The organism is Streptomyces sp. SLBN-118, assembly GCF_006715635.1.
Classification (GTDB): Bacteria; Actinomycetota; Actinomycetes; order Streptomycetales; family Streptomycetaceae; genus Streptomyces.
The window spans coordinates 3760580-3777030 of sequence record NZ_VFNP01000002.1; the positions used below are offsets into that span (position 1 = coordinate 3760580).

Here is a 16451-nt window from a genome sequence, read left to right on the forward strand (position 1 = left end):
GTACGGGTGCTGCTTGCCGACGACGAGCATCTGATCCGGGGGGCGCTGGCCGCCCTGCTGGCGCTCGAGGACGATCTCGTGGTGGTCGCCGAGGCGGCCACGGGCGAGGAAGCACTCGCCATGGCACGGGCGCACCGGCCGGACGTCGCGGTCCTCGATCTTCAGATGCCGGGCCCCGACGGTGTGAGTGTGGCCACTTCCCTGCGGAGCGAACTGCCCGAGTGCCGGACGATGATCGTGACCGGTCATGGGCGGCCCGGGCACCTCAGAAGAGCACTGGCAGCGGGCGTGCGGGGCTTCGTGCCGAAGACACTCAGCGCCCGGCGGCTGGCGGAGATCATCCGTACCGTGCACGCCGGAAACCGCTATGTGGACCCCGAGTTGGCGGCCGACGCGATCTCGGCAGGGGACTCGCCGCTGACCACCCGGGAGGCCGAGGTGCTGGAACTGGCGGCCGACGGAGCCCCGATCGCGGAGATCGCGGAGCGGGCCTCGCTGTCGCCGGGGACAGTGCGGAACTACCTCTCGTCGGCCGCCTCCAAGCTGGGGGCCGAGAACCGTCATACCGCGGTGCGTCTCGCTCGCGAGCGCGGTTGGGTATAGTGGTCTTCGCGCACGGCGCATGCGGACGTAGCTCAGTTGGTAGAGCGCAACCTTGCCAAGGTTGAGGTCGCCAGTTCGAACCTGGTCGTCCGCTCAAGGTAGGAAGGCCCCGGTCATCGCGACCGGGGCCTTCTTCGTGCGCTCAGTTCCAGGACGTGCCGGTGAGGAGCTCGTACGCCTCGATGTACTTGGCGCGGGTCGCCTCGACGATCTCCTGGGGGAGGGCGGGCGGCGGCTGCTCGCTCCTGCGGTCCCAGCCGGAAGCGGGCGAGGTCAGCCAGTCGCGGACGTACTGCTTGTCGTACGAGGGCTGGGCGCGGCCCGGCTCCCAGGAGGCCGCCGGCCAGAAGCGGGAGGAGTCGGGGGTCAGCACCTCGTCGGCGATGACGAGCTCGTCGCCGTCGAAGCCGAACTCGAACTTGGTGTCCGCCAGGATGATGCCGCGGTCGCGGGCGATGTCACGGGCCCGGCCGTAGACGGCGAGGGTCGTCTGGCGCAGCAGGGCGGCGGTCTCCGCGCCGACCTGGCGGGCCACTTCCTCGTAGCTCACGTTCTCGTCGTGATCGCCGACGGCCGCCTTGGTGGCGGGCGTGAAGATCGGGGCCGGGAGCTCGGAGCCGTCGCTCAGGCCCTCGGGCAGCGCGAGCCCGCAGACCGTACGGGTCTCCTGATACTCGGCGAGGCCCGAGCCGGTGAGATAGCCGCGGGCCACGCACTCGACCGGGACCATGCGCAGCGACTTGCAGATGAGGGTGCGGCCCGCCCAGTCGGCAGGGGCGCCCTCGGGAAGATCAGTGCCCAGGACGTGGTTCGGTACCAGGTCCGTCAGGCGCTCGAACCACCACAGCGAGAGCTGGGTGAGCACCCGCCCCTTGTCCGGGATCTCGGTGGGCAGCACCCAGTCGTAGGCGGACATGCGGTCGCTGGCGACCATCACGAGGTCGCCCGCCTCGTTCTGGTACAGGTCGCGCACCTTGCCGGTGTGCAGATGTACCAGGCCCGGCACCTGAAGCGGCTCGGGCTTTTCGACGAATCCGGACACGGTTCCTCCCCGTGGTTATGTCCAACGCGTCCGATTGTCCCGTACGCGGGTTGGACCGGCTCGTACGGGGTCGGCCGCGCCGGGTCAGTCGCGCTTGCAGATGCGGTCGAGGAGGTTCGCCGTCGCCCGCTGGACACGGGTGTCGACATGGCCGGGGCGGTCCAGCGCCGGGGACCAGGCGAAGGTGCCGGCGGCGAAGACGAGGGCGCCCGAGGGTGCGCGGTACAGGGACGTCTCCTGGTGGCGGATGGCGCCCTCGCCGTCCCGGTAGGGGGAGTGGGCGAGCAGGATCCGGCCCTGGTGTTCGGGCAGGGCGGTCCGCGGGAAGTACCGGTCGGCCTCGCCCGCGACCAGGCCGGGGAGCTCGTCGCCGTCGTGTGCGCCGGTCGCCTCCCAGAGCCAGTGATCGGCGTTGCGTACGACCAGGGGGTGTGGCTCGGGGACCCGGCCCGCGTACTGGATGCCCAGCAGCAGCTGCTCGGCCCGGTCGATCTCGCGCCACAGGGCCGGTTTTCCGGGGCAGCGGCGTTTGCGGCAGGTCAGCAGGCGGTCGGGGACGCCGGAGGGCGACGGGCCGAGCTCGACCTGCCAGTACATGGTGTTGGCGGACAGGAAGACGAGCGAGGTGCCGCCGTCGCGGGCGCGCTCGACGGTGCGGCGCATCGGGGCCGACCAGTACTCGTCGTGGCCGGCGAAGACCAGTCCCCGGTAGCGGCGGGGGTCGACGCGGCCGGCGTGGAGGTCGCGGGTCTCCGCGTAGGCGAGGTCGTAGCCGTAGCGCTCGGCCCAGCGGATGAAGTCATAGGCGTGGCCGACATGGAGGGGCAGGCCCGCGCCCGCGTAGGGACGGTCGAAGGAGACCGTGATGGCGGCGTCCTCCTCGCCGAGGAGGCGGCCCGTCTCGTCCCAGGCGTGGTAGAGGCTGGCGCCCGTGCGGCCGTCCTCCGGATAGAGGTTGTACGCCTGCCAGGTGATGTCCGGCAGAAGGAGCAGGAGGTCGGCGGGCTGAACGTCGCGGACGGTGAAGGGGATGTGGGAGCGGTAGCCGTCGGCGGTGGTGAGCACGGCGACATACGCGCCGACCGCCCAGTAGGACGGGATCTGCAGCCGCCAGGAGAGCCACCAGTGGTGGCAGGCGACGGTGCGGTCGGCGGCGAGCGGGGGCGGCTGGACGATCCCGGAGAGGCGCGGGCTGGTGGTGATCTTGGCTGCTCCGTCGCCCGCGTAGTGTCCGATGCGGTAGATGTCGACCGAGAACTGCTGGGGCGGGTCCACAGTGATGTGGAAATCGATCGCCTCTCCGGGGCCGGCCGCGCCGGTGGACGCGAAGCCCTTGATCTGCCGGCGCACGTCGTCGGCGGTGCGGGGTCCGCGCGCACTCCTGCCGCGGTCGGGATCGGCGTACCAGGGAACGACCTGGCCGGTGTCGTCGAAGAAGTTCTCGCTGCCGCGGAGCCAGGGCAGCGGGCCCTGGCCGAACGGGTCTGTGACGGCGTGGGCGAGAGCGCCCGATTCCCATCGCCGGATCTGCTCAGCCCCCATGCTGCGCCCTCCTCCGAGGCCCCCGGTTCATCCGTGATACGGCGACCAGGGCGCGTCGTGGAAGTAGCTCCGTCCGCCCGCAGGGCGGGCGAGACTTCCTCAACACGCCCTCGTGTTCAGCGCCGGTCTCCAGCACATCACATAACGCACGCACTCCGTCACCGTTCGTCGCGAATTGACGTGACCGGAAGGGAATGTTCCGGGCGAGACGGAGGTATCGCGCGCGCGGGCGGGCGGGGATCCTCCGGTGTCCGGTGTCCGGCGCCGTACCGCGCCGTCAGACCAGGCGGACCGGCTTCTCCGGTCGGACGCCGAGGGTGGAGAGCCAGCTGCGCAGCGGCGCCGCGTCGCCGTCCTCGGTCAGGCTCAGCACAGGGGTGGCCAGATCCGCGCGGCGTTCACCATTGATCAGCAGCGCCGGACCGTCGAGCCAGTCCAGACCGGGGACCGCACCGGCCGTGTCGACGGCGGCACAGCAGACCATCGCGGTCACATGATCGGCGAGCAGCTCGCGGCCCGTACGGGGCGGCTGCAGCGGGAAGAGCGGGAGCGGGTCGGCTCCCCAGCCGTTCAGCGCGTCGCCGGGGCTCTTGGGGGGCGGGGGGACTGCCGCTTCCTCGCGGGCGACCTCCGCCATGATCCCCGCGGCCAGCGTCTCGCCGGCCTCGGCACCACGGCCCGACAGATGCTCCAGGACCCGGGTCAGCGTCGGCCCGTCCGGGCCGGTCGACGGCGGTACGCCCAGCTCGTCGAGCACCCGGTGGAGCCGGGCCGCTTCCGTACGCCACTTATGGTCGACCACCTCTTCCGGATACTGCTGCCAGTCCACCGGCGACCAGTCGGGGCCCGCCTCGGCGGGGCCGCCGTGGAAGAGTCGGGCGGCCAGCAGGGAGGCTGCCTCGTCTATCGCGCCGGGCTCTTCGAGCAGGTCGCAGGCAGGGCGCTCGCCCAGCCGGGAGGTGAAGCCCTCCGCGAGCCGGTCGCGCCGGGAGAGCTCGGTCAGGGCCGAGACAACGCCCGCGTCGAGGCGCGAGGGCCAGCGGCCCATGCGCCAGGCGGGCAGCGCGACCCGGGTCAGCAGCCGGTCCCACCCCGCGTAGGCGAGGCCGACCTGCTCCTGGGCGACTATCCGCAGACCGTAGTCCACAGCCTGTGCACACTCGGACGCGGCCGCCGCGACGCCCCGCTCCATCTCGGAGGCCGGAGCCTGACAACTGCGCAGCAGCAGCCGGGTACTCCCGCCGACGAAGCCGAGCGCCACCTTGCGTATCGGTCCCTGCCCAGGGGCGGCCGCGACCGCGACCGCGGCGTCCAGGCCCCGTACGAAACGGCGAGCCGCAGCTATGTCGGGGTGCGCGGAGGGTGCCGTGCCCGCGACGACCGGCGCCAGCACCGCCCGCAGCTCGGCCACCCGCATCCACCACAGGAAGGGCGAACCGATCACCAGCACGGGCGCCTCGGTACCGCGGCGCCTGCTTCCGCCGCGTATCGCATGGGCCGGGTGCGTACGGTCCTCGAGCCAGCTGTCGCAGTCGGGGGTGAGCGCCAGAGCGGACGGCGCGGGCACCTCCAGGCGCTCGGCCAGGTCCCGCACCAGCCGGTACAGGTCCGGGGCGGCACGCTCCGAGAGCTCGACGGTGGGGCTGAGCGCGGGACTGGCGCGGACGATCACGGCCGCGACCGCCGCGGCGAGCAGGAGCACGATCACCGCGAAGACCGAGACGGCCCAGCGCGAGGCGTCCCAACTCCCGCCGCTCATATGCCCCGCGGCATCGCCCGCGAAGAGCACGACGGCCACGGCAGCGGGCAGCAACGCCACCGCCAGTGCCCTGCTGCGCACCCGCAGCACGGCGAGGGCCCGCGAGCGCGCGGCGTGCGCGCCCAGCGACTCACCGAAACCGGTACCGGACACGGTCCGACCTCACCCCCTCTGCCCTGCGACGGTGTTGCTCACTCCCCCACTGTGGCACCCACCACTGACATCGCAATGCCGGTGGGCCAAGTGCCGGAACGCCTGCGCCGCACCCTAGTTGGGGCTTTCGGCGGACGTCATCCGGATGGCCGAGCCGTCACTCGATGGAATGGCTTTGGGCAAAGGTGATGACGGTTCTCAGGGCCTAGAGGTTCATTCCCCGGCGGCCTTGCGGGCGATGTCCGTGCGGTGCTGCGAGCCGTCGAGACGGATCCGGGCCACCGCCCGGTACGCGCGCTCACGCGCCTGCGCCAGGTCTTTCCCGGTCGCCGTGACCGAAAGGACCCGGCCTCCGGCGCTCACGATCGCGTCGCTGTCCCGCTTCGTCCCGGCGTGCAGAACGTACGCGTGGGGCGCATCCTGGGCCGCGACCTCGTCCAGGCCCTCGATCGGGTCGCCGGTCCGCGGGGTGTCCGGGTAGTTGTGCGAGGCGACGACCACCGTCACGGCGGCGTCATCACGCCACCGCAGCGGCGGCTCCAGATCGAGGGTGCCCTGGGCGGCGTGGAGCAGCAGGCCCGCGAGCGGGGTCTGCAGGCGCGCCAGGACCACCTGGGTCTCGGGGTCGCCGAAACGGGCGTTGAACTCGATGACGCGTACGCCGCGCGACGTGATCGCCAGACCCGCGTACAGCAGCCCCGAGAAGGGCGTGCCACGGCGGTGCAGTTCGTCGACGGTGGGCTGGAGGACGGTCGCCATCACCTCGTCGACCAGCTTCGGGTCGGCCCACGGGAGCGGGGAGTACGCACCCATGCCACCGGTGTTGGGGCCCTCGTCGCCGTCGAGGGCGCGCTTGAAGTCCTGGGCCGGGGTGAGGGGGACGACGGTCTCTCCGTCGGTGATCGCGAAGAGGGACACCTCGGGGCCGTCGAGGAACTCCTCGATGACCACGCGGCCGCCGCAGGCCAGCGCGTGCTCGCGGGCCTTGTCGAGGTCGCCGGTCACGACGACGCCCTTGCCGGCCGCGAGGCCGTCGTCCTTGACGACGTACGGAGCGCCGAAGGCGTCGAGTGCCTCGTCGATCTCCTCGGGCGTCGTACAGATATAGCTGCGGGCCGTGGGCACACCGGCCGCCGCCATCACGTCCTTGGCGAAGGCCTTGGAGCCCTCCAGCGCGGCCGCCTCGCGGGAGGGGCCGAAGCAGGGAATGCCCACGGCTCGTACGGCGTCGGCGACCCCGGCGACCAGCGGCGCCTCCGGGCCGACGACGACGAGCCCGGCCTCCAGCTCGGTCGCGAGCCGCGCCACGGCCTCACCGTCCAGCGCGTCGACCGGATACAGCTCGGCGACCTCACCGATGCCTGCGTTTCCGGGCGCGCAGTACAGATCGGTGACGTCGGGGTCGAGGGAGAGAGAGCGGCACAGGGCGTGTTCGCGGGCGCCGCCGCCGATGACGAGGACCTTCACGGCAGCCAGCCTAACCGCCGGGGTGGCTGCTCCCGTACGGGCCTCCGAGACCCTCGTCCCTATTCGTTGGTGTATTCCTCCACAACGGTGGCGCCGAGCTCGCGGACGATCACGTCGATGCCGGAGAGCGCGGAGTCGACGAGGTCGGGGTCGTCCTCTTCCGGCACGTCGTCCTCGGGAGCGACCGTGGGCGGGCTGTGCACGGGCGAGGGGCGCGGGGGCTCGGCCGCGGATGCCTGCGGGGCTGCCGGCTGGGGAGCTTCCTGGGCGGGCGGGGGCGCCGGAGTGGCGGGAGCCGGGGCGGGAGCGGAGTTCTGGGGGGCCGGGGCCTGCGGGGGAGCGGAGTTCTGGGGGGCCGGGGCCTGCGGCGCGGGAGCGGACTGGCCGCGGCCGCCGCCGTATCCACTGCCACCACCACCGCCGAAGCCTGTACCGCCACCGCCGGTGCCGCCTCCACCGAAGCCGCCGCCACCGCCGGACGGGGGCTGGGCGCCGCCGCCGGGACCGGCCGTGCCGCCCGAGGGGTCGATGATCGCCTCGACCTTCCACTGCACATGGAACTGCTCGGACAGCGCCTGCTTCAGCACCTCCTCGCTGCCACTGCTCGCGAAGTTGTCCCGTGCGCCGGCGTTGATGAAGCCGAGCTGGAGTGTGGTGCCGTCGAAGCCTGCCACCTGGGCGTTCTGGCTGAGCAGGATCCAGGTGAAGCGGCGGCGGTTCTTCACGGCCTCCAGGATGTCCGGCCACATGTTCCGTACCTGACCGGCGCCCTGGACCATGCCGGGAGCGGCCGCGGCGGGGGCGGGAACCGATGCGGCCGGCGAGGGAGCGGGTGCAGGGCCCGCGGCCGCGGGCCCTGACTGCTGGCCGCCCTGCCCCGGGGCCGACGCGGTGGGCCATCCCCCGGGACGCCGCCCGGCCTCGGGGGCGGCCGCGGCGGGCCAGGCACCGGGGCGCTGCCCGGCGGGAGGAGCGGAGGGAGCCGGGGCGGGCGCTTCGGGCGCAGGGGCCGGAACGTCGGTGGGCGCGGGGGGTGCGGGCGGCACCGGCGCGTGTGCCTGGGCCGCGGGCCCCGGGACGTACCCCATCGCGGGCCCGGGACCGCCGGTCGAGAACGTGACACCCCGCTCCAGCTTGTCCAGCCGGGCCTGCGTCGAGCGCTCGTCGTCGAAGGCGGCGGGCAGCAGTACCCGTGCGCAGATCAGCTCCAGCTGCAGCCGTGGCGAGGTGGCGCCACGCATCTCGGTGAGTCCCGTGTTGACGAGATCCGCGGCCCGGCTCAGCTCGGCCGCGCCGAATACGGACGCCTGCGCCTGCATCCGCTCGACCACGTCGGCGGGGGCGTCGATGAGCCCGGTCGTCCCCGCGTCGGGCACGGCGGCCAGGATCACCAAGTCCCGCAGCCGCTCAAGGAGATCGGCGACGAAGCGCCGCGGGTCGTTGCCGCCTTCGATGACCGTGTTGACGACCTGGAATGCCGCGGCGCCGTCACCCGAGGCGAAGGCGTCCACGATCGAGTCGAGCAACGAACCGTCCGTGTACCCGAGGAGGGCGGTGGCCATGGCATACGTCACACCCTCCTCGGCCGCGCCCGCGAGCAACTGGTCCATGACGGACATGGAGTCACGCACGGACCCCCCGCCCGCCCGGACGACGAGCGGCAGCACCCCGTCGGCGACCGGGATCTTCTCCTTGTCGCACACCTTGCCCAGGTAGTCGCGCAAGGTCCCGGGGGGTACCAGCCGGAAGGGATAGTGGTGCGTACGTGACCGGATGGTGCCGATGACCTTCTCGGGCTCGGTGGTCGCGAAGATGAACTTGAGATGCTCCGGCGGCTCCTCGACCACCTTCAGCAGAGCGTTGAAGCCCTGCGGGGTGACCATGTGCGCCTCGTCGATGATGTAGATCTTGTACCGGCTGCCCGCCGGGCCGAAGAATGCCTTCTCACGAAGATCACGGGCGTCGTCCACGCCACCGTGCGAAGCGGCGTCGATCTCGATGACATCGATCGACCCCGGCCCGTTCCTCGCGAGGTCGCGGCAGGACTGGCACTCCCCGCAGGGCGTGGGCGTGGGTCCCTGCTCGCAGTTCAGGCAGCGGGCGAGGATGCGCGCACTGGTCGTCTTGCCGCATCCACGCGGCCCGCTGAACAGGTACGCGTGATTGACCCGGTTGTTCCGCAGGGCCTGCTGCAGCGGGTCGGTGACATGCTCCTGACCGATGACCTCGGCGAAGGACTCGGGGCGGTAGCGGCGGTACAGCGCAAGGGACGACACGCCTACGAGGTTATCGGGGCCCACTGACAAGCGGCGCCGTCCCTCGGTCCCTCCGTCGGTCCGTCCGCCCTGCCTGTCCGTCGGTCCGTCCCGTCGCCCGTCCGCAAACGCAAGCGCCCCCCACGCACCCGCCAGAGCCGACCTACCCTTGCTGCCTTCCGGCCCTGGGGGAGTTCAGTCAGATAGCGCCACGTGAGGGGCTCCGCACAGGGTACCTGATGGCAGGGGGTGAGAACGAGTTCGCTAGCACTCCTCAACGTCTTGTATTGTTTGCCGCGGAGGATTCGCCTAGTGGCCTAGGGCGCACGCTTGGAAAGCGTGTTGGGGGCAACCCCTCACGAGTTCGAATCTCGTATCCTCCGCCAGTGCCTCACCGGGCACGATGTCGAAGGGCTCCACCGTTCGCGGTGGGGCCCTTCGTCGTTGTCCGTCTCAGTTTCCGTCTCAGTTGCCCTTCGGCGGCTCCCAGAGCATGTCGCCGACCTGCTTCGCGACCTTGCGAAGCATGGGCCCGGTGATGTGCATGTACCGAGCGCGCATACGGGCTGCTCCCCCGGGCTCCCAGCCCATGATGGAGTCGACCACGACGTCCGGGACGCCGAGGAGGAGCAGCACGGTCGCCGCGGTGTGGCGAGCATCATGGAGCCGTCCGTCTCGCACGCCCGCGTCGCGAAGCAGTCGCTTCCACAGGTGGTAGTCGGTATTCGGGCTTAGCGGACCACCGAGCGGGGAGGCGAAGACGTATCCCTTGTCCTCCCAGTCAGCACCGGAGACCAAGCGCTCCCCCGCCTGCACCTCCTGGTGGTGGCGGAGCAGCTTGATCAGTGGATCGGGCAGACCGACTGTGCGCCGTCCGGCCCGGGACTTGGTCGACTTGTGCTCGCGCCGCACCTGCTCACGCTGGGGGCAATAGCCGGCCTTCCTGCCGCACGGTTCGCCGTCGCCGCACCCATGGCGGTACTTGGGCCGAAGACGGTTCTTACGGATGCGCACGTATCCCGCGTCCAGGTCGACGTCTTCCCAGTGCAGCCCGAGCGCTTCTCCCTGGCGGAGTCCGAGCGCCAGGGCAACGACCCACCGGGCACTGTTGCGGAGCTTGGCCGCCTCGACGAGCAGGCTCTGAACCTCCTCGATCGTGTACGGCTCGATGTCTTCTTCTTCGAGCCGCGGAGCCTTGGCGATCTCCGCCGAATTGGTGGGGACGTGCCCACGGCGTACTGCCTCGCCCAGCGCGACCCTGATCGTGCGGTGCACATGGTGCGCCGTCCCGGCCGAGCTGCCGGAGTCCTGCATCTTCTGGTAGAAGCTCTCCAGGTGCTCCGGCTCCAGGCGCTCAAGCCGGTGTGCGCCGAGGCCCGGGACGAGGTGAACGCGGACGTCGACCTCGTACCCGTCGTACGTGTTCTCGGAGACGTAGGGCTTGGCGATGTTCTCGACCCAGTGCTCAAGCCAGCTGTCGACCGTCCAGCCCTTGCCCGGTTTCCGGAGCTTTTTGGCGTCGCGCGCCCGCTCCATCTCGCGGACTGCCTTGGTCACTTCGGCCTTGGTCTTCCGCTCGATGTGACGGCGGTCTGGCTTGCCGTCATCCCGAACGCCGACCGTCACGCGGCCGTGCCACTTCCCGTCCTTGCCGAAGTAGATCGACGAGGCTCCGTTGGGTTGGCGGGTGCGCCTCTGCTCTGCCATGACCGCCCCCTTCAGGCCGCGCGAGACGGACGACGGAGCTTTGCCACGTACGCGGGCAGAGCATCGGGCGGAACACGACGGAGTCGGCCGACGGTCACCGATTCGAGCTCACCCGCGATCACGAGCTTGAAGCACGTCGTACGCCCGATGCGGAGTCGCTGAGCGGCTTCTTCCACGGTCAGCAGCACCAGCGAGGAATCGGCGGCATCCACGGCTCGCCGCTCAGGCATGGGTGGGTTCTCCTTCCGTGCCGAGCGCGGGGGCGAGCGAGGCGGATAGCCACTCCTCGCCGCGGGTGAGGCCGATACCGGCGAACGCCCAGTGGGCGACCACGTACGTCGTCTCCTCGTCCTGGTCCGCCTCGATCGAGCGAAGTTCCTCGGGCAGGGCTGCGAGCGCTTGGGCGCGCCGCCACTCGGCTCGGGCGTTGCGCAGCGCGCCGAGGGTGGTCGAGTAGTGGCGTGTCTTGGTCGAGAAGTGGCCGCGGAAGCCGAGCATGTGGGCCCAGGCCCTCAGTCGCAGCTCAGCTAGGTCCTTGCGCGCGCCGAGCAGCCAGGCCGTGCGGATCATCCGCCGGGCGTGGTCGGTGATGCGCGCATGGGCCAGCTCTGCCAGGAACTTGATCGGGCGGTCCAGGGTGCCGGTAGCAGCCTCGGCGCCTTTGGTGGCGTACTTGGCGATGTACGCCGCGACGGCGCGTTCGGTCAGTTCGGCCGGGCCCTCGAAGTCGGCGGAGCGGATCGGGCGTACGTCGAGCTGTCGACCGAACCTGAAGTCATGCGCCCGGCCGTCGACCACGGGCCCGTTGACGGTCGCACTGCGCGCAGCGGCCTGGATCGCGTCGGTCAGCAGCTCGGTCGTTGCCCAGGCCGGAGGGGAGCTGTAGCTACCGTCCGGGCCGTCGATACGGATCACCGCATGGAAGTGGACCGCGCCGCGCTTCTGGTACTCGGCCACCTTGGCGAACGAGACCCGCGCGGCTTTCGGGAAGTCGCGCTGGGTGAGCCCGGCGCGCTTGGCGATCTCTCGGCGCAGGTAGATGGAGAAGCGCCGCCAGAGCATCCCGGCGTGAGCGTTCCACAGCACTGAGGCTTCGTAGTCGTACGTTGCCGGGTCGAGGGGGACGCCGAGCAGGTCGTCGTCCTGGTCGTGCAGGAGGCCGCAGCGGCAGGGCCGTGCGGTTCCGCGCCGGTCGGTGGGCCGGTTGTGGACGTGCCCGAAGCCCGGCGCGGTGAAGGTGGCGAACACCCTTGGGTGTTGGGCGACCGTCTCAGGGTTGCCCTTGCCGCCGCGCAGTCCGGCGGTGATCAGCTGGTAGGTGTCCCGGCGGTAGACCTCTGCGCAGGCCGCGCAGCGGGTCGCCCGGCGGTTGTTGCAGCGCACGAGGAGATGGCCGGCCGGGAGCTCTGCCGAGTTGAGATGGTGCAGGACCCGGCCGATCTCACCCGTGTGCGGGTTGAGTTCGTGTTCGGTGCGGTGGCCGTCGAGTCGTACGGGGTGTGTGCAGCCGCCCAGGCCACGCAGTTGACGGACGAGGGCGGGCATGTTGCCGAGTGCTGCGAGCCCGCCCAGGTCTTTGAGCGGGGGCGGAGTGTGTCCGGTAGTAATGGAGCTGTCCTTTCGACAGTGGTTGGGAGGGTCAGTGCCTGCCGGGGCGGCGGGATGCTTGGCGGTATCGAGGCCGCCCCGGCAGGCCGGTCAGCGCGTTCGTGCGCTGCTGAGCTGGGAGCGCAGCACCAGGGCTGCGATGGAGACGGACACGGCCGTTATGGCGACCGTGGCCAGGAGTGCGGTCAGCACGACGCCGACCACGAGGACGGCCGCGACCGCTCCGACGCCGAGGCCCACGTACGGCGCGACCGGGCGGGCAGGGGAAGCCACCGGAGCGTGCTGGCAGGCGCATACGGGGGCGGTGTGGTGCCGCTCGGCGGGTAGCGCCGAGGTGATGAGGTGCGCGGTCGGGACAGGCGGAGCGTCGGGCAGTTTCGGGCGGAGCAGCACGGCAGTTCTCCTCTCATTTGTTGGTGCCGTTGACGACGTCGACTCCGGAGCGCGTGCCGGATTCGATCGCCGGGGCGAGGAAGGTCTGAGAGAGCCAGAAGCCGAAGAGGGCGATCACGACGGCGACCCACAGGCGGATGCCGAGGAACTTGATCGCGGCCCAGGCGATGACGCCGAGGACGAAGACGAGCGGCAGACTCACGGTCACGGGAGGCTCCTCAGCGGACGGAACAGCGGTGAGTACGGGCAGCCAGTTCGGCGGCGGCTCGACTGTCGAAGTCGGTGGAGAAGCCGCAGCGGGGAGCCGTGCAGGCGGCGGTGTGCTTCTCGCGGCCACGGCCGTCGTAGTACGTCCCGACCTGGACCGGGCCGACGCGGATCACGCGTCGGAAGCGCGGCTGTGCGGGCATGAGTGGGTCCCTTCCTGGGTGAGTTGGGCGGTGTGGTCGATGAGCCAGCGGCGGATCTCGGCGGCTTCCTGCTCGTCGGCGCTGAGGATCACGGGCTCGGCAAGGAGCACGGCTTCGACGAAGTGGTTCTGGCGGGTGAGTTCGGCCGCGCGCTTGAGCGTGCGGAGCGTGGACGGACGCAACGGCGTTTCCTTGTCGGTCAGGTGAGTTGGGCGGCGATAGCCTCGGCGAGCGGCATCAGGACGCCGAGCCGGGCGCGAAGGGTGGAGGTGTCGATCGGCGATCCCGTACGGGTGCGGTGTTCCGCCGCGACTTTCCGGGCGTGGTCGACGAGAGCGGCCGGGAGCTGGTCAGGCTTGCGGGGTGATTCAGGAGTCGCGGGCAGCGCGGGCGTATCCAGCTCGTCATCGGGCAGCGGTGCCGGTTTGTCGACCGCTTCCATACGCTCGTTGGCCCCGTGGGCGAGCAGCGTGCCGCCGAGGAAGGCGACCGCCGGCCAACCCGCCACGGTGATGCGGAGCCATGCCGGAACGTTGTCGAGGTCGAGCAGTCCCGCGGTGGCCACGTTCGCGCCGAGGCTCGCGGCGATGGCCACCAGGAACCATGACCAACCGGCTGCCCGGGACTCCCCCGACCTCAGTCGCTTCCAGGCGGCGACCATCAGCAGGTCGACGCTGACCGGATAGGCCCACGCCTTCCAACCGTCCTGGCCAGCTGCCACGGCCAGGTCATGAAGGTGCGCGAAAGAGAGCGCGGCGGCGATGACCGCCTGGATCAGGACGGCGTCGACGCGGACGGGCAGCGCTCGCACGGCAGGACCTCCGGTTTGGGGGCATGGCGGGGTAGGGACTCGGCGCGATGCGGTCACGCCAGCCGGGGGATTGAGCGCTCAGCCCGCCGGACTCAGCTCGGCCGAGGCGTAGGGCCGGAAGGACTCCAGCGCCGGTATGTGCGGGGCGAGATGCGCCGAGTCGCGGCAGGTAGCCGCGGCATCGGCGAGGGAAAGGTACGGCGTACGAATGCGGGACCAGCCGCCGGACGAGTCGCCGACGACCGCGACCCCAGGCACTTCGGGAGCGATGGCGGAAGCGACGTACACCGCCTCAGGAGCGATGTCGCCCAGCGCCATCTTGGCCGACGCCTCGTCGTTCACGCGGTGGCAGACGCGGCCAGTGAGCTGGGCCCGGAGCATGGTCGCCCCCTTGCCCAGTTCGGCCCCGAAGCGCTGTCCGCAGACCTCCAAGTAGATGCCCGCGGCCCGTCCGAGCTGGGCGAGGCGGATGAGCTGGGTGACCATCTCGTCGCGCCGTTCCTCGTCCTTGCGGGTGGCGACGAGGAACAGTTCCGCGACCTCGTCGACGAAGAGCACGATCGGGGCCGGTCGTTCGTCGTCAGGCAAGCCCCATATGTCGGAGGTGATCTCCTCGTCCCGGACGCCGGGCGGGACGCTCTGCCGGGCCCGGATCAGGTCGTAGCGGTCCTCCATTTCCTGTACGAGTACGGGCAGCAGCTCGGCGGCCTGCTCCGGGTCCGTGGCCAGAGCCGAAAGCCGGGGCGCGAAGGGAGCGAGCTCCACACCGCGCTTGCAGTCGATGCCGACGAGCGCCACGGGCTGAGCCGCCAGCGCCGTCAGCAGGTTGCGAAGGAACATGGACTTCCCCGAGAGCGTGGCTCCGAGGACGAGTTGGTGAGGTATCGCCCGATAGTCGCGTACGAACGGCGTCGCGTCCTCCCGAAGGGCCACTGGCACGGCGAGAAGGTCCGTGTCTGCGCGACGCGGCATCTTCACGTCCCGCAGGACATCGAAGCCGACGAGCCGCAGTTCGACGACGCCCGGCTTGATGCTCCGGACGTGCACGGCGTGAACGCCCCAGGCGTGCCGAAGCCGTTCGCACGAGGCAGCCACGTCGGCCGGTTCCTGACCGGGGGCGAGACGGAGCCGTACCCGGAGCCCCGTCGCGGTCGGGCGGACCAGACCGCGACGGGGAGGGACCGGGCGTACTTCGCGGCGAGTGGTCGCCCTGACGGCCAGCGCCCGCAGACGGGACGGCGGAACCGTGAGCCCGCACGCATCCATGGTGGAGCCGTACGAGACCAGCAGCCGGGCCGTCGAGAGGGGCAGGCCGACCATGGACCAGTAGACCGCGGGGTGAGCCTTGCGGGCGTAGGCCACCCCTCCAACGGCGGTGAGTGTTCCCCCGAGTTCGGCGAGCGTCACCAGGTCAGCCACGGGATCAGACCTCCTGCCCGGCCTGGAACGCGCCGGGAGCGATGGCAGCCGCACGGAAGGCGATGCCATGTCGTGCTTGACCGTTGAAGACGCTCTCCCACGGGCGGGCGACCAGTCCCGGGAGCGAGACGGGCGCGCCGACGGCGAGTCCGTCTGTGACGCCGCTCTGCGGAACGGTCACCGCGATCAGTGAGGACTCCCCCTGATCGATGTAGACGACGCCGATCGTCATCAGAGCCTCGCCGGTCACTGCGTCCTTGGCGATCTCACCGGTCTGCCGGTCGCGCAGCTTCGGCGCCGGAGCCTCGGTCATCAGGATCGTTGCCGCCGAGGCGTCGATTCGCATCACACGCACTGAAATTTCTCCTTTGTGTAGACACCCGCCAGGACCTGACAGGTTGACTTAGCAAGTTCGAAGTTAGGGATGCCAGGTTGACTTGTCAAGTGATTCAAGTGACTTACTGGATGGATCAGTTGGGAGATCTCAGCCGAGCCGGTACGTGTCTTCGAGTTCCTGCCGGTCAGCCGGCAGCAGGACATCGGTCACCTGGAGGGCCTGCCCGGACGCATCGAAGGCCACGACGAGAACGCTGAGCAGCGCTTCACCGGCGGCCATGCCGAGGAGGCTCCCCTCGCCCTTGGTCGCCAGCCGAGGGGAAACGCGCTCTGTCACGTGATCGAAGCGCACGCGTTTGCGCGACTCCAGGTGCTCGCGGAGCCCGCCCTGAACGGGTGCGGGACCTGCAAGGTCCGTGCCGTCGACCAGACTTGCGGGGAAGTAAGACGAGGCCAGCTCGACCGGTTCGCCCTCGTCCTCGATCAGCAGTCGCCGCACGAGGACCTTGGCCCGCTTGGGTACGCCGAGTAGCGAAGCCACGCGCGGCGGCACGGGTACTTCTTCAACCTCGACCAGGCGGCCCGCGGCTCTGGACTCGTCGCGCTCCAGCGCTTCGCGTCCACGTCGGTCCTTCTGTTCCGCCGCTTCCGGTCGGCCGCGGACGATGGTGCCGTATCCCTGTCGGGACTCAAGCCAGCCATCCCGCTTGAGGAGTTCAAGCGCCCGGACGACTGTCGGGCGGGACATGCCGAAGGCCTGAACGAGCTGGTTCTCACTAGGGACCAGGGTGCCGGGCGGGTACGTTCCGTCCTCGATCCGACCTTGAAGCGTTTGAGCCAGCCGCACGTACTTGGGTGCAGCCACTTCGTACGCCATAGCCCCGCCTAGTCGGAATTCGCCAAGTCAACCTGTCAACCAACCTACTCATTTCAGTAGGTGGTAGCC

General features: G+C 70.6%; 17 protein-coding genes, 2 tRNA genes and 1 other RNA gene. 3 read left to right on the forward strand and 17 right to left on the reverse strand.

Translation table 11 applies throughout. From position 1 onward, the window contains the following. The first annotated feature begins 6 nt into the window (after positions 1-6). Together FBY35_RS35720 and FBY35_RS35725 are read left to right on the forward strand one after the other, a co-directional pair. The gene (locus FBY35_RS35720; RefSeq protein ID WP_142218355.1) at positions 7-603 is read left to right on the forward strand and encodes a response regulator transcription factor; all 597 of its coding nucleotides are present in this window, start codon (positions 7-9) and stop codon (positions 601-603) included. A 21-nt stretch (positions 604-624) separates the two neighbouring features. Further along, a tRNA-Gly gene (locus FBY35_RS35725) sits at positions 625-697 on the forward strand. A 48-nt stretch (positions 698-745) separates the two neighbouring features. Here FBY35_RS35725 and FBY35_RS35730 read toward each other — a convergent pair. The 6 genes from FBY35_RS35730 to ffs form a co-directional block, all read right to left on the reverse strand. Further along, the gene (locus tag FBY35_RS35730; protein ID WP_142218009.1) at positions 746-1645 is read right to left on the reverse strand and encodes a phosphoribosylaminoimidazolesuccinocarboxamide synthase; all 900 of its coding nucleotides are present in this window, start codon (positions 1643-1645) and stop codon (positions 746-748) included. Between the two features lie 84 nt (positions 1646-1729). Then, positions 1730-3187: a N,N-dimethylformamidase beta subunit family domain-containing protein gene (locus tag FBY35_RS35735; protein WP_142218010.1), complete on the reverse strand. Its 1458-nt coding sequence runs from the start codon at positions 3185-3187 to the stop codon at positions 1730-1732. Between the two features lie 277 nt (positions 3188-3464). After that, positions 3465-5099, reverse strand: a complete 1635-nt coding sequence (locus FBY35_RS35740) for a hypothetical protein (protein ID WP_142218011.1) — start codon at positions 5097-5099, stop codon at positions 3465-3467. Between the two features lie 213 nt (positions 5100-5312). Beyond that, complete coding sequence (gene purD / locus FBY35_RS35745; protein WP_142218012.1) at positions 5313-6566, reverse strand: phosphoribosylamine--glycine ligase; 1254 nt, start codon at positions 6564-6566, stop codon at positions 5313-5315. A gap of 59 nt (positions 6567-6625) precedes the next feature. After that, complete coding sequence (locus tag FBY35_RS35750) at positions 6626-8842, reverse strand: DNA polymerase III subunit gamma and tau (RefSeq protein WP_142218013.1); 2217 nt, start codon at positions 8840-8842, stop codon at positions 6626-6628. Between the two features lie 106 nt (positions 8843-8948). Continuing rightward, an RNA gene (ffs, locus tag FBY35_RS35755) (signal recognition particle sRNA small type) lies at positions 8949-9047 on the reverse strand. Positions 9048-9119: 72 nt separating this feature from the next. On the opposite strand from ffs, the gene FBY35_RS35760 reads away from it, so the two are divergent. Then, positions 9120-9207 (forward strand) — tRNA-Ser (locus FBY35_RS35760). A 79-nt stretch (positions 9208-9286) separates the two neighbouring features. Here the strand turns inward: FBY35_RS35760 and FBY35_RS35765 are convergent. The 11 genes from FBY35_RS35765 to FBY35_RS35815 all read right to left on the reverse strand — a co-directional run bounded on the left by FBY35_RS35765 (position 9287) and on the right by FBY35_RS35815 (position 16382). Continuing rightward, a complete protein-coding gene (locus tag FBY35_RS35765; RefSeq protein WP_142218014.1) occupies positions 9287-10528 on the reverse strand; it encodes a site-specific integrase in 1242 nt (413 codons plus the stop codon). An 11-nt stretch (positions 10529-10539) separates the two neighbouring features. After that, complete coding sequence (locus FBY35_RS35770; protein WP_142218015.1) at positions 10540-10758, reverse strand: excisionase family DNA-binding protein; 219 nt, start codon at positions 10756-10758, stop codon at positions 10540-10542. After that, positions 10751-12073, reverse strand: coding sequence for a replication initiator (locus FBY35_RS35775; RefSeq protein ID WP_142218016.1), 1323 nt, complete (start codon positions 12071-12073; stop codon positions 10751-10753). The genes FBY35_RS35770 and FBY35_RS35775 overlap by 8 nt, the downstream gene beginning before the upstream one ends. A gap of 153 nt (positions 12074-12226) precedes the next feature. Beyond that, positions 12227-12526 (reverse strand): hypothetical protein, encoded by a 300-nt coding sequence (locus FBY35_RS35780; RefSeq protein WP_142218356.1) that lies wholly within the window; start codon positions 12524-12526, stop codon positions 12227-12229. Positions 12527-12542: 16 nt separating this feature from the next. Then, positions 12543-12737, reverse strand: coding sequence for a hypothetical protein (locus FBY35_RS35785; RefSeq protein WP_142214576.1), 195 nt, complete (start codon positions 12735-12737; stop codon positions 12543-12545). A gap of 10 nt (positions 12738-12747) precedes the next feature. Then, entirely contained in the window at positions 12748-12939 is a 192-nt protein-coding gene (locus tag FBY35_RS35790; RefSeq protein WP_142214577.1) for a mobile element transfer protein, read from the reverse strand. After that, positions 12909-13121, reverse strand: a complete 213-nt coding sequence (locus tag FBY35_RS35795) for a hypothetical protein (RefSeq protein WP_142214578.1) — start codon at positions 13119-13121, stop codon at positions 12909-12911. The genes FBY35_RS35790 and FBY35_RS35795 overlap by 31 nt, the downstream gene beginning before the upstream one ends. A 17-nt stretch (positions 13122-13138) precedes the next feature. After that, positions 13139-13750, reverse strand: coding sequence for a DUF2637 domain-containing protein (locus tag FBY35_RS35800; protein WP_142218017.1), 612 nt, complete (start codon positions 13748-13750; stop codon positions 13139-13141). A gap of 78 nt (positions 13751-13828) precedes the next feature. Beyond that, the gene (locus FBY35_RS35805) at positions 13829-15169 is read right to left on the reverse strand and encodes an FtsK/SpoIIIE domain-containing protein (RefSeq protein WP_142218018.1); all 1341 of its coding nucleotides are present in this window, start codon (positions 15167-15169) and stop codon (positions 13829-13831) included. A gap of 4 nt (positions 15170-15173) precedes the next feature. Then, on the reverse strand, positions 15174-15515 hold the full coding sequence (locus tag FBY35_RS35810) for a hypothetical protein (RefSeq protein ID WP_399209540.1): 342 nt from the start codon (positions 15513-15515) through the stop codon (positions 15174-15176). A gap of 138 nt (positions 15516-15653) precedes the next feature. Further along, positions 15654-16382, reverse strand: coding sequence for a GntR family transcriptional regulator (locus FBY35_RS35815; protein WP_142218020.1), 729 nt, complete (start codon positions 16380-16382; stop codon positions 15654-15656). Between the last annotated feature and the right edge of the window lie 69 nt (positions 16383-16451).

What these genes read in the sequence shown, in the direction of transcription:
- FBY35_RS35810 (WP_399209540.1), bottom strand. Translation starts at nt 15,515, where the DNA reads ATGCGAATCGACGCCTCGGCGGCAACGATCCTGATGACCGAGGCTCCG.
- FBY35_RS35770 (WP_142218015.1), bottom strand. Translation starts at nt 10,758, where the DNA reads ATGCCTGAGCGGCGAGCCGTGGATGCCGCCGATTCCTCGCTGGTGCTG.
- FBY35_RS35790 (WP_142214577.1), bottom strand. Translation starts at nt 12,939, where the DNA reads ATGCCCGCACAGCCGCGCTTCCGACGCGTGATCCGCGTCGGCCCGGTC.
- FBY35_RS35815 (WP_142218020.1), bottom strand. Translation starts at nt 16,382, where the DNA reads ATGGCGTACGAAGTGGCTGCACCCAAGTACGTGCGGCTGGCTCAAACG.
- FBY35_RS35775 (WP_142218016.1), bottom strand. Translation starts at nt 12,073, where the DNA reads ATGCCCGCCCTCGTCCGTCAACTGCGTGGCCTGGGCGGCTGCACACAC.
- FBY35_RS35765 (WP_142218014.1), bottom strand. Translation starts at nt 10,528, where the DNA reads ATGGCAGAGCAGAGGCGCACCCGCCAACCCAACGGAGCCTCGTCGATC.
- FBY35_RS35735 (WP_142218010.1), bottom strand. Translation starts at nt 3,187, where the DNA reads ATGGGGGCTGAGCAGATCCGGCGATGGGAATCGGGCGCTCTCGCCCAC.